The 11,927-nt window shown below is 73.9% G+C and carries 11 protein-coding genes; 9 read left to right on the top strand and 2 right to left on the bottom strand.

The window, feature by feature from the left end:
* Nucleotides 1–2: 2 nt before the first annotated feature.
* Nucleotides 3–641 carry a class I SAM-dependent methyltransferase gene (locus DSM104299_RS11410; RefSeq protein ID WP_272477433.1) on the top strand — a complete coding sequence of 213 codons (639 nt, stop codon included), beginning with the start codon at nt 3–5 and terminating at the stop codon, nt 639–641.
* A gap of 65 nt (nt 642–706) precedes the next feature.
* Entirely contained in the window at nt 707–2,944 is a 2,238-nt protein-coding gene (locus DSM104299_RS11415; RefSeq protein ID WP_272477434.1) for a lamin tail domain-containing protein, read from the top strand.
* A 3-nt stretch (nt 2,945–2,947) separates the two neighbouring features.
* On the opposite strand, the gene DSM104299_RS11420 is transcribed toward DSM104299_RS11415, so the two are convergent.
* Nucleotides 2,948–3,415, bottom strand: a complete 468-nt coding sequence (locus tag DSM104299_RS11420) for an SGNH hydrolase domain-containing protein (RefSeq protein ID WP_272477435.1) — start codon at nt 3,413–3,415, stop codon at nt 2,948–2,950.
* Nucleotides 3,416–3,780: 365 nt separating this feature from the next.
* Between DSM104299_RS11420 and DSM104299_RS11425 the strand changes: the two genes are divergently transcribed.
* The 5 genes from DSM104299_RS11425 to DSM104299_RS11445 all read left to right on the top strand — a co-directional run bounded on the left by DSM104299_RS11425 (nt 3,781) and on the right by DSM104299_RS11445 (nt 7,913).
* On the top strand, nt 3,781–4,380 hold the full coding sequence (locus DSM104299_RS11425; RefSeq protein WP_272477436.1) for an HD domain-containing protein: 600 nt from the start codon (nt 3,781–3,783) through the stop codon (nt 4,378–4,380).
* 106 nt (nt 4,381–4,486) lie between these two features.
* Nucleotides 4,487–5,188: a hypothetical protein gene (locus DSM104299_RS11430; RefSeq protein WP_272477437.1), complete on the top strand. Its 702-nt coding sequence runs from the start codon at nt 4,487–4,489 to the stop codon at nt 5,186–5,188.
* Complete coding sequence (locus DSM104299_RS11435; protein ID WP_272477438.1) at nt 5,182–6,231, top strand: PASTA domain-containing protein; 1,050 nt, start codon at nt 5,182–5,184, stop codon at nt 6,229–6,231. The genes DSM104299_RS11430 and DSM104299_RS11435 overlap by 7 nt, the downstream gene beginning before the upstream one ends.
* A 39-nt stretch (nt 6,232–6,270) precedes the next feature.
* Nucleotides 6,271–7,302 carry a zinc-dependent alcohol dehydrogenase gene (locus tag DSM104299_RS11440; protein WP_272477439.1) on the top strand — a complete coding sequence of 344 codons (1,032 nt, stop codon included), beginning with the start codon at nt 6,271–6,273 and terminating at the stop codon, nt 7,300–7,302.
* Entirely contained in the window at nt 7,299–7,913 is a 615-nt protein-coding gene (locus DSM104299_RS11445) for a TetR/AcrR family transcriptional regulator (RefSeq protein WP_272477440.1), read from the top strand. Before DSM104299_RS11440 ends, DSM104299_RS11445 begins: the two co-directional genes overlap by 4 nt.
* Here the strand turns inward: DSM104299_RS11445 and zwf are convergent.
* Complete coding sequence (gene zwf, locus DSM104299_RS11450; protein WP_349294505.1) at nt 7,864–9,219, bottom strand: glucose-6-phosphate dehydrogenase; 1,356 nt, start codon at nt 9,217–9,219, stop codon at nt 7,864–7,866. The two genes, DSM104299_RS11445 and zwf, sit on opposite strands and share 50 nt — an antisense overlap.
* A 72-nt stretch (nt 9,220–9,291) precedes the next feature.
* Between zwf and DSM104299_RS11455 the strand changes: the two genes are divergently transcribed.
* Both DSM104299_RS11455 and DSM104299_RS11460 read left to right on the top strand, forming a co-directional pair.
* Entirely contained in the window at nt 9,292–10,182 is an 891-nt protein-coding gene (locus DSM104299_RS11455) for an HAD family hydrolase (RefSeq protein ID WP_272477442.1), read from the top strand.
* 31 nt (nt 10,183–10,213) lie between these two features.
* Nucleotides 10,214–11,926: a SulP family inorganic anion transporter gene (locus DSM104299_RS11460; RefSeq protein WP_272477443.1), complete on the top strand. Its 1,713-nt coding sequence runs from the start codon at nt 10,214–10,216 to the stop codon at nt 11,924–11,926.
* Nucleotide 11,927 lies beyond the last annotated feature (1 nt).

Here is an 11,927-nt window from a genome sequence, read left to right on the forward strand (position 1 = left end):
CGATGACCGACGACGCCACCGGCTGGTTCGAGCCGCTCTACGCCCAGACCGCCGCCGACGGCGGCGCCCCGCCGTGGAACCGCGACGGGCCGCACGGGCTGCTGGAGCAGGTGGTCGAGGACCGCCGCTTCGACGGTGGCGGGACGCGCTCGGCGATCGTCGTCGGCTGCGGCCTCGGCGCCGACGCCGAGTACATCGCGAGCAAGAACTACAACACGACCGCGTTCGACCTCGCGCCGACCGCGATCCGCATCGCCAACGACCACCACCCGGACACCCGGGTTCAGTACGAGGTCGCCGATCTCCTCGACCTCCCGGACGCCTGGCGCCACGCCTTCGACCTCGTCGTGGAGTGCTGGACGGTCCAGGCCCTGCCCGACCCGCCGCGCACCGACGCCATCCACGCGATCAGCGACCTCGTCGCCCCCGGCGGCACGCTGATCGTGATCGCCGTGGCCCGCGACGACGACGGCGACGACAGCGCGCCCGACGGTGGGCCGCCGTGGTTCCTCAACGCCGCCACGATCGCGAAGTTCGCCCACGACGGCGTCGAGCCCGTGGACGTCCGTCGCGTCCCCGACCCCGAGGCTCCGGAGCAGCGCCGCGGCTGGCGCGCCGAGCTCACGCGACCGGCCGCGTGAACGACCGGTGAAGCGCGGACCGCGGCAGGTCTGAGTCCGCGCGATCTTGGGCATGGGAGGCGATCGTGTCCCGCGCTCGCCTGCTCGTCCTCCTCTCGCTGGCCCTCGCGGCCGCCGCGTTGGCCGCCTCCGGGCCCGCCGTCGCCGCCTCGCCCTCGGGCGTCGTGATCTCCAAGCTGCGCACGCGCACCGCCGCGTCGCAATACGACGAATACGTGCAGATCACCAACACTGGCGAGACTTCCGCAGACCTCTCCGACTGGCAGCTCTACGACTGCTACACGTCGGGCGGGACGTCGCGGATCGGCACCGACGGCGACAAGCTCCCGGCCGGGACGACGCTGCCGGCCGGCCAGTCGTTCGTCTTCGGCAAGAACGCCGGCGACTACACGGGCACCGCCGACGCGCTCTACAGCTTCCAGGTCAAGGAGGACGGCGGCTTCCAGATCCGCGACGCCGCCGGCACGATCCAGGACGGCGCCGGCGCGGCCGGGACCGCGTGCGCGGAGGGGACGGCGCTGACGTTCCCGACCACGGGCGACGACTACACCTTCACCCGCGCCGGCGACACCGACGACAACGCCGCCGACTTCGGCGCGCCGTCCGGGTCCGCGAACGGGACCGCGTGCGGCACGCCGTGCGCGGCGCCGCCGGCGGTCGCCGCGATCGACGCCATCCAGGGCAGCGGTGCGACGTCGCCGATGGTCGGCCAGAAGGTCGCGATCACCGGCGTGGTGGTCGGCGTCGACAACCAGCAGGGCGTCAGCAACTACGTCAACCTGGACCCGCGCCAGGCCGGGATCTACGTCGAGACGCCGACGATCGCGCAGGACACCGACACGCAGACCTCCGAGGGCATCTTCGTCGGCGGCCTGCTCGCGGCCGACCGCGCGGCGTCGCACGTCGGCCAGACCGTGACGGTCACCGGCACGGTGACCGAGCTGTACAACCTGACGACGCTCGACGCCTCGGGTCAGGCGCCGCTGTTCACCGGCACGGCCAAGGTCGCCAACCTGCCCGCGCCGGTCACGATCGACCCCGCCTCCGCGGCGGCCCAGACCGTAGCGGCCAACGGCACGCGCCCGTACTACGAGACGCTCGAGGGCATGCGCGTCGCGCTGGCGTCCGGGACCGCGAACTCCGGCGGCACCGACAAGTTCGGCGAGCTCTTCCTGCAGCCCGCCGCCGCGCGCAAGCGCATCATGCGCGACCCGGCGACGCCCGTCGGGCCGCCCAACCTCCTCGACCTGGGCCAGGACGCCGGCTCGGCCGACGTCGACCCGACCGCGCCGTCGGCGACGCCGACGTCGACGACCCGCGTCAAGGGCGACCTGTTCGACAAGGTCACCGGCGCGGTCGGCCCGCTTGGCTTCTCGTTCTCCGAGTACCAGCTCCAGCCCCAGCCCGGCCAGCGGCCGACGGTCGTCAAGGGCGCGACCACCTACCCGCCGGCCGCGCCCGAAGGCGGCGCCGGCACGCTGCGGATCGCCAACTTCAACATGGAGAACCTGTTCGGCGCCGGCATGACCGACGACGGTCACACGTTCACCCAGGCCGACGTCGACACCAAGACCACGCGGTTGGCCAACGCCATCAAGCTGCTCCACAAGCCGGAGATCCTGGCCGTGGAGGAGGTCGCGTCCGAGGACGCGCTGAAGGAGGTCGCGACCAAGCTCGGCAACTACACGGCGATCTGGCGGCCGTCGACCGACGCGCGCCACATCGCCGTCGGCTTCCTGGTGCGCGACGGCGTCCAGGTCACCGACGTCCGCCAGCTCGGGATCGACGCGACGACCACCGAGTCCGGCTGCCAGGACGCGCCCACCGGGACCAAGCTCTTCGAGCGCCCGCCGCTGCAGATCAGCGTCAAGAAGGGCACCACGCGCTTCACGCTGATCGGCAACCACTGGGCCTCGCAGGGCCATCCCGAGCCGTGCCGTCAGGACCAGGCCGCGTTCGTGGCCGGCGCGGTGCGCGACATCGAGCTGTCCGGCGGCTCCGCGGTGGTCATCGGCGACCTCAACGACTTCGAGGACTCGCCCGCGGTCAGCGGCGACCTCGTGAGCGGCACGACGCTGAAGAACCTGTGGAAGAAGGCGCCGGCGTCCAACCGCTACTCCTTTGCCTACAACGGCCAGCTCCAGACGCTCGACCACATCCTGATGACCAAGGACCTGTACGCCAAGGCGACCGGCCTCCTGTTCGTGCACTTCGACAACGACTACTACGAGCGCAACGAGACGACGGCGCCGACCAAGGTCTCCGACCACGACCCGCCGGTGGCGACGCTCGCGCTGGGCTAGCGGCTAGCGGAGGCCGAGCGCGTCGACCCGGCGCGTCACGTAGGGCCCGAGCGTCGCGCTGAACACCGCGGTGAAGTGGTGGATGTCCTTGTAGGCCAGGGCGCCGCCGATGACCGGGAAGCAGGCGCGCCGGTCGCAGAGCAGCCGCGTGAGGTCGATCGTCCGGACGCCGGGGCGCCGGAGATGGGCCGCCGCCACCGCCGCCGGGTCGCGCTCCGGCGCACGGGCGCGCGGCTGCGCGCACGCGCGGCCCGCGTCGTGGTGGCGCTCCAGCGCGCGCTCGACGCAGCCCAGCGTCGTCGTGCGCATCTTGGGGTTGTCGCGCAGCACCAGCACGTGCTTGACCGCGGCCGGCAGCGCGCGCCAGGCGTTGGCATAGCCATTGACCTGCGCGCTCCAGCCGGTCGCGCCGTGCGGGACGACGACCGTGCCGCCCGAGTGCTGCACCACGCGACAGGGCGAGTTGTCCATCTTGGGCGCCTGGACCGGCGTCGGGACGACCGTCCGGCTGAGCTTCGGGTCGCGGCACGTCCGCCGCGGGTCGCGCGCGGCGGCGCCGAAGCAGCGCGGCTTGTGCGCGAGCGTGTGACCCCCGCAGGGAGACGCGCCCGTCGCGTTCGACCTCGCGCACGAGCAGCGCGGTGACCAGGAACCCCGAGATCACGAAGAACACGTCCACGCCGACGAACCCGCCCGGCACCGCGTCCGGCCACAGGTGCCAGCGGACCACGACGGCGACCGCCACGGCGCGCAGCGCCTGGATCTCCTGCCTCATCCGGTCCACGCCAACAACAACGACACGAGGCTCCACGAAGTGCCGCGATAGCGTGCAGCGCGTGCCGGACTATCCCTCGTTCGTCAGCGGCCTGCCGATCACCGAGGCGGCGCTCGAGTTCGCCGCCGGCCGGCACGCCGGCCAGCTGCGCGACGTCGACCACGCGCCGTTCATCCTGCATCCGCTGGAGGTCGCGCATCTGCTGCAGGGCCGCGACTACCCCGACCACGTGATCGCCGCGGGCGTCCTGCACGACGTCCTGGAGGACACCGACGTCACCCGCGAGGAGCTCGAGGAGCGCTTCGGGGCCGAGGTCGCCGACCTCGTCGCCGCGGTCTCCGAGCCGCCCGCGGCCGAGGGCACCTACGCCGAGCGCAAGGCGCGGCTGCGCGACGTCGTGGCCGGGGCCAGCACCGACGCCGCGGCGGTCTTCGCGGCCGACAAGGTCGCCAAGGCGCGCGAGTTCCGCCTCGGGCTCGTCAGCCACGGGGACTCGGCGGCCGCCGTCGACCGCGACAAGCTCGACCACTACTGGGCCTGCCTCGCGCTGCTCGAGCGCCGTCTCGGCCCGCAGCCGCTCGTCCGGCAGCTGCGCTTCGAGCTCGAAGCCCTCGCGCTGCTGCCGCCGAGCATGGGCCAGCCGGCCGACCCGTCGCGCTGACAGCGATGCGCACGATTGCGCACAGATGCTCAACGTCACGCCTCTAGAGACCGCGCGAAAACGCTAGCACGCGCCCGGCCGGCGGGCGTACAGTCGGCGGCAGGCCATGGCGACCCTCGGCATCACCCTGTTGGGTCTCGGAGGACCGATGGTGCTCACCGGCGTCATCCGGGAGTCGTCGTCGCCGACGGCCGTCGCGGTCATCGTGCTGGGGTCGCTGATGCTCGTGCTCGGCGCCAGCGCGCGCACCGTCCCGATGACCTTCACCGAGATCAAGTTCGGCTGGGCCACCGCGAAGATCGACACGCGCGACGCCGACTTCACGCACTTCTACCGCGAGCACCGCTCCGCGCTGCTGCACTTCGCCGTGCTGATCTCCGGTGGTGCCCAGGAGGGCCAGGCGCTCCTGCGCGAGGCCGCGGCCCGCACGCGGCTGAACTGGAGCCATGGCGCGTCGGAGGAGCCCGTCGTCGCCACCGCGCGCACGATCCTGCACTGGGTCGAGAGCCCGGGCGTCTGGTCGCTGCTCGTCGTGCCCGAGCAGCGCCGGCGACGCTGGGAGCGCGGCCCGGCCGAGGAGCCGCTGCCCAGCGCGTTCGAGCGGCCCGGCGCGGTCGCGGCGTTCGCCCGCCTGCCGTTCCCGTGCCGTGCCGCGTTCCTGCTCGACGGCATGCTCGGGCTCGGCGATCACGACGTCGCCACGCTGCTCGGCCTCGCCGACGACGCCGAGGCGCACCGGCTGATGGCCGCCTCGGGGCAGGAGGTGCGCGCGGCGCTCGCCGGGCCGTCCGAGGCGCCGGCGTGCTGAGCGACGACGAGGTCCGCGAACGGCTGCGCGCCACCATCCCCGCGCCGAGCACCGCGGTCGTCATGGCGGCGAAGCAGCGGCGCTGGCGGTGGATGTTCGGCGTCGGCACCGTGGTCGGGCTGACGGCCACCGTCCTGCTGTCCTACCTGCTGTTCTTCACGCGCTCGGCGATCCGGCCGTTCGCGATCCCGGGCGTGCCGATCGGGACAACGATGCCGGCGGTGAGCGACCTCGAGCTCGACGCCGCCCGCAGCCGGCTCACCGACAGCAAGCTCTTCGCCTCGTTCGCGGGCCAGTGCGGTGAGCACGACCGGGGCTGCCACGTGCTCGCGCAGCCGATCGCGGTGGGCGAGCACCTCGACCGCGGGACGACGGTGGAGCTGCCGGTCGGCGGCGCGGTGCTGGACCACGACGGGGCCGCCAAGGGCGGCGGCAAGCCGGGCGGCGGGACGGGCGGCGGAACCTCGAGCACGGCCACGACGACGACCAGGGTCACGCCCACCGTCGCGGTGCCGGCGGTCGTGGACGCCTCGCTGACCGCCGCCACGAAGGCGCTGGCCGACGCGGGCCTGCAGGCCGACACCGATCGTCCGTGTCAGGCCTGGGAGACCTGCGTCGTGCAGGAGCAGGATCCGGTGCGCGGCGCCCGCGCCGCCCGCAGGTCGACCGTCCTCCTGGTGGTGAAGGTCACCAAGGTCGCGGTGCCGGGCGTCGAGGGGATGCCGGTCGATGACGCGAAGGCGGCGCTCAAGGCGCGGGGGCTGACTCCCGGCTTCGGGCCGGAGGGCGGGACGGTCGTCGAGCGGCAGGAGCCCGCGTCCGGCGCGCTCGTGGCGCCCGAGGCGACGGTCACCCTCACGCTGGGCGCCGACGACGCCACGACGGACACCGGCACGACGAACACCGGCGGCGGCACGACCGGCACCGGCACCGGCACCGGCACCATCAGCAACCCCACGACGACGCCGACCGGGACGAACCGGCCGACGACCCAGCCGTCGTCGTCGAACCCGCCGAGCTCGACGACCCGAACCGCTCCCTGACCTCGACACGGGCGATACCGATCCGTATCGTCGCGCCCCATGCGCGCGTTGACCTACGCAGGGCCCCGGCAGCTCGAGTGGCGGGACGCGGACGAGCCGCGGATCGCGGGCGACGGCGAGGCGATCGTCCGCCATCTCGCGGTCGCGACCTGCGACCTGGACGCGATGATCGTCGGCGGCGTCTCGCCGTTCCCGGCGCCGTTCACGATCGGGCACGAGGGCGTGGCCGAGGTGCTGGAGGTCGGCGACGGCGTCCGGACGGTCAAGCCCGGCGACCGCGTCCTGGTGCCGTTCCAGATCAGCTGCGGGACCTGCGGCGCGTGCCGGGCGGGGCGGACCGGCAACTGCGAGGACGTGCCGTTCGCGGCGACCTACGGCTTCGGCTTCGGCCCCGAGAACACGACGTGGGGCGGCTTCCTCTCCGACGCGGTCCGGGTGCCGTTCGCCGACGCGATGCTCGTGCCGATCCCGGACGGGCTGGCGCCCGAGATCGCGGCGGGCGCGTCGGACAACATCACCGACGCCTACCGCACCGTCGGCCCGTACCTCGCCGCGCGGCCGGGCGCGCCGGTGCTCGTCTGCGGCGGCGCGTCGTCGGGGTCGATCGGGCTCTACGCGGTCGCGCACGCCGTCGCGCTCGGCGCCGACGACGTGCTGTACGTCGACCCGGACGCCGGCCGGCGCGCGATCGCCGAGGGCTACGGCGCGCGCACGCTCGACCACGTTCCCGACCAGCTCGACCAGCGCTTCCCGATCACCGTCGACGCGGCCGCGACGACCGCGGGGCTGGCGCTCGCCGCCGGCAGCCTGGACCGCGACGGCGTGTGCACGAGCACCGCGATCTACTTCGACCCCGACACGATCCCGAAGCTGCCGCTGCTGCAGATGTACGTGTTGGCCTCGACGTTCGTCACCGGCCGCATCCACGCGCGCCGCGACGCGCCGGCCGTGCTCGACCTGCTCGCCGCCGGCACGCTCGACGTCGCGCCCGTCACGACCCGGACCGTCGCCTTCGAGGACGCCGCCGACGCGTTGTTGGAGGACTACACCAAGTTGGTGTTCACGCGGTGAGCGTGGCGCGCGAGCGCCTCCTGGAGACGGCCGCGCGGCTCTTCGGCCGCGAGGGCCTGCGGGCCGTGGGCGTCGACCGGATCGCGGCCGAGGCCGGCGTCGGCAAGATGACGCTCTACCGCCACTTCGCGACCAAGGACGCGCTGATCGTCGCGACGCTGGAAGGCGCCGACGGCCCGGCGCGCGCCGCGCTGGCCGCCGCGCTGGAGCGCGCGGGGAAGGACCCGTGGGCGCGGCTGCTCGCGCCGTTCGCGATGCTCGAGCCGTGGTTCGAGAGCGCGCACTTCCACGGCTGCCCGTTCATGAACGCGAGCCTGGAGCTGCACGACCGCGGCCATCCGGCGACCGCGGTCGCCGCCCGCCACAAGGCCGCGACGCGCGACGCCTTCGCCGCCGCGGCCGGCGCGGCGGGGCTGGGCGCAGCGCCGGCCCGTGCGCTCGCCGACCAGCTCGCCGTCCTCTTCGACGGCGCGATCGCCCAGGCCCAGATGCGCGACCCGCGCGCCGTCGCCCGCGCCGCGCTGGCCGCCGCGACGACGCTCGTCGCGGCTGAGCGCCCGCCTAGGACTCGCGCTCGGGCAGCCGCCAGCCGATCGGCTCGGCGAGCGTGATCGCCGCGTCCGGACCCCACGAGCCCTGGTCGTAGGCCAGCGGCTCGGGCGGATGCTCGAGCAGCTGCGCCGCGCACTCCCACAGCCGCTCGACCTCGTCGGCGCGCGTGAACAGCAGGTGGTCGCCGAGCAGGACGTCGTGCAGCAGCCGCTCGTAGGCCTCCAGCCCGTGCTCGTTGAGCGCCCGCTCGACGTCCAGCGTCAGCGCCGCCCGCCGCACCGCCGACGTCGGGCCCGGCTCCTTGACGCGGACCTCGACCGCCAACTTGGGGTCCTCGGTCAGCTCGAAGACGATCTCGTTGGGCCGGTGCTCGCCGTCGAAGATGTCGGCCTCCGGCTCGCGGAAGGTCACCGTGACCACGCGGCGCCCCTCGGCCAGCGCCTTGCCGGTGCGCAGCAGGAACGGCACGTCGCGCCAGCGGTCGTTGTCGACGAACGCGCGCAGCGCCACGAACGTCTCGGTCGCCGACTCCGGGTCGACGCCCTCCTGGTCGCGGTAGCCGGCGAACTGGCCGTAGACCGTGTCCTGGGGCGTGAGCGGGCGGAGGTCGGCGAACGCCGCGGCCTTCGCGTCGCGCAGGTGCTGCGCGTCCAGCGACGCCGGCGCCTCCATCGCCACGAACCCCAGGATCTGGCTGAGGTGCGTGACCACCATGTCGCGGAACGCGCCCGTCTCCTCGTAGAACGACGCGCGCCCTTCGAGCCCGAGCGTCTCGGGGATGTCGATCTGCACGCCCGCGATGTGATGGCGATCCCAGACCGGCTCGAACAGCCCGTTGGCGAAGCGCAGCGCCAGGATGTCCTGCGCCGCCTCCTTGCCGAGGAAGTGGTCGATGCGGAAGACCTGGTCCTCGTCGAAGTGCTCGTGCAGCGTCGCGTTGAGCGCCTGCGCGGTCGCGAGGTCGCGGCCGAACGGCTTCTCCACCACGATCCGGACGCGGCCGTTGGCCAGGCCGGCGTCGCCGAGCATCTGCACCATCGGCTCCATCGCCGACGGCGGCACCGACATGTAGAACAACGTGCGCGACGCGTCGCCGAGCGCCGAGCGCGCGGCCTGGACCGCGTCGGCCAGCGCGCTGCCGTCGTCGGCCGACGACACGACGAACGTGACGCGCTCGCGCAGCGCGTCGGGCCAGTCCTGCGCCAGCCCGCCCTCCGGCGCGTGCCGGCCCGAGCCGATGATCCGGAAGTCGTCGGGCAGCAGCCCGGCCTCGGCGAGGTGCAGGAGCCCCGGCCACAGCTTGCGCCGCGCCAGGTCGCCGGTCGCGCCGAACAGGACGATCACATGTGGGTCCACGTCGGGCACCTACCCACACGGCGCGCACCACACGCCGCGGGTGAGGCGCGATCACCCCGACGGCGACGAGCGTGGCACGCCATGGAGGCCTCCATCGACCTGCCGCCCTGGCGCGACGGGCTCGCGCGCGCGGCCGTCGACGCGTTCGTCGCCGCGACGACGACCGCCGGCGCGCCCGGCTACCTCGAGCCGCGCGAGCGCATCGCGGTCTTCGACAACGACGGGACGCTGTGGACCGAGAAGCCGAAGCCGGTGCAGCTCGACTACGTCGTGCGCCAGCTCGCGGCGGCGGCGCGCGACGACCCGACGCTGCGCGCCCGCCAGCCCTACAAGGCCGCGGCGGACGGCGACGTGCGCTGGCTCGGCGCCGCGATGGTCAAGCACTACCAGGGCGACGACGCCGACCTGCGGCTCCTCGTCGCCGCCGTGTCGGAGACGTTCACCGACGTGACCGTCGACGAGTACGAGCGGCGCGTCGCCGCGTTCTTCGCCGAGGCCGAGCACCCGACGTTCAAACGGCCGTACACGGCCTGCACCTACGCGCCGATGGTCGAGCTGCTGCGTCATCTCGAGCACCACGGCGTCCTGACGTTCATCGTCTCCGGCGGCGACCGCGACTTCATGCGCGTCGCCGCCGAGGAGCTCTACGGCATCCCGCGCGAGCGCGTGGTCGGCTCCAGCCTCGGCCTGGCGTACTGCGACGACGACGGCGCGGGCGACGCCATCGTCTACAAGGCGTCGCTGGACTTCTTCGACGACGGGCCGCAGAAGCCGCTGCACATCTGGTCGCGCGTTGGCCGCCGGCCGGCCGTCGCGGGCGGCAACTCCAACGGCGACGTCCCGATGCTGCGCTTCGCCGGCGGCCCGGATCGCCCGGCGCTGCGGCTGCTCGTCGTCCACGACGCGCCGAGCGCGAGGTCGACGACCGCGGCGGTGCCGACCGGGCCCTGGCCGCGGGTTTCACGACCGTGAGCATGAAGGACGATTGGACACGGGTGTTCGCGTGAGCGCGAGCCCGGCGGCGGTGCCGGCGCCGCCGCCGCGCCGCCTGGTCCCGCCGTGGATCGCCAACTACTCCCGCGGCTGGCTGAAGCCCGACGTCGTCGCGGGCCTCGTGATCTGGTCGGTCGTCACGCCGCAGGCGGTCGCCTACGCGCAGATCGCGGGGCTGCCGCCGCAGGCGGGGCTGATGGCGGCACCGGGCGCGATGGTCGCCTACGCGCTGCTCGGCACGTCGCGCCAGCTCGTCGTCTCCGCCACCACGGCGACCAGCGCGCTCAGCGCCGCCTCGGTCGGGCCGCTCGCCCACGGCGACGTCGGGGCGTTCGCGGCGCTCTCGGCGATGCTCGCGATCGTCGTCGGCGTCGTGCTGATCATCGGCGGCGCGTTGCGGCTCGGCGCGATCGCCGATCTCGTCTCGCGCCCCGTGATGACCGGCTTCCTGTTCGGCCTGGGCCTGACGATCACGGTCGGGCAGCTGACAAGCCTGATCGGCCTGCCGGCCGGCGACGGCGACTTCTTCCCGCGCCTGCGCGACATCGTCGGGCACCTCGACGACATCCACGGCACGACGCTCGCGGTCGGCGCGGGCTCGATCGCGGTGCTGGTCGTCGGCCGGCGCCTCGCCCCGAAGGTGCCGTCGACGTTGGTGGTCCTCGTCCTCTCGATCGTGGCGTCGGCGGCGCTGAACCTCGAACACCACGGCGTGGCCGTCGTCGGCGACATCCCCAACGCGCTGCCGGATCCGGCGGTCCCGCACGTCGGCGCGCACGACATCGTCGCGCTGATCGCGCCCGCGCTGGGCGTCCTGGTCGTCAGCGCCGAGGCCGTCGGCGTCGCGCGCCAGCTCGCGGTCAAGCACCACTACCGCGTCGACGCCAACCGCGACCTGATGGCCATGGGCGCCGGCAACCTCGCGGCCGGCCTCATGTCCGGCTTCGTCCAGTCCGGCGGCGCGAGCCAGACCGCCGCGGCCGACGGCGCCGGCGGGCGCAGCCAGCTCGCGACGGTGATCTGCGCCGGCCTGCTGCTGCTCACCGGCGCGTTCCTCGCGCCGCTCTTCGAGGACCTGCCGCAGGCGGCGCTGGCCGCGATCGTGATCGTGGCCGTCAGCGGCTTCTTCGACGTCGCCGAGCTGAAGCGCATGGCGCACATCCGCCGCAGCGCCATCGTGTTCGCCGGCGTCGCGCTGGCGGGCGTGCTCGTGCTCGGCGTCCTCCAGGGCCTGGTGGTCGCCGCCGCCCTCTCGCTCGTCTTCGTCGTCCAGCGCATGAGCCGCCCGCCGGTGGTGGCGTTGGGGCGCGACGCGGTCAGCGGCGTGTGGGGCGCGATCGAGCGCCACGGCGACTGGTCGGCGCCCGCCGGCATGCTGGTCCTGCGCATCGAGGGCGGGTTCATCTACTCCAACGCGGACGCGGTCAAGCAGCGCCTGCTCGACGCGGCGGCCGCCGCGACGCCCTCGCCGAAGGTCGTCGTGCTCGACCTGTCGCAGTCGCCCGACCTCGACGTCCAGAGCGCCGACACCCTCCAGGAGCTCGCGGACCAGCTGCGCGACGAGCAGGGCGTCGAGCTGCGGTTGGCCACCGTGCACGCGCCGGTCGCCGAGATCCTCCGTCGTGCCGGGGTCACGGCGCACCTCACGATCAGCCCCACGCTCGACCAGGCCGTTCACCCGGCTTGGGTGGAGTCCGCTCACCCGGACGCTGGAAAGGGTTGAG

Origin of the sequence: Baekduia alba (assembly GCF_028416635.1) — a bacterium.
Classification (GTDB): Bacteria; Actinomycetota; Thermoleophilia; order Solirubrobacterales; family Solirubrobacteraceae; genus Baekduia; species Baekduia alba.

What these genes read in the sequence shown, in the direction of transcription:
- DSM104299_RS11410 (WP_272477433.1), top strand. Translation starts at nt 3, where the DNA reads ATGACCGACGACGCCACCGGCTGGTTCGAGCCGCTCTACGCCCAGACC.
- DSM104299_RS11420 (WP_272477435.1), bottom strand. Translation starts at nt 3,415, where the DNA reads ATGGACAACTCGCCCTGTCGCGTGGTGCAGCACTCGGGCGGCACGGTC.
- DSM104299_RS11430 (WP_272477437.1), top strand. Translation starts at nt 4,487, where the DNA reads ATGGCGACCCTCGGCATCACCCTGTTGGGTCTCGGAGGACCGATGGTG.
- DSM104299_RS11440 (WP_272477439.1), top strand. Translation starts at nt 6,271, where the DNA reads ATGCGCGCGTTGACCTACGCAGGGCCCCGGCAGCTCGAGTGGCGGGAC.
- DSM104299_RS11455 (WP_272477442.1), top strand. Translation starts at nt 9,292, where the DNA reads ATGGAGGCCTCCATCGACCTGCCGCCCTGGCGCGACGGGCTCGCGCGC.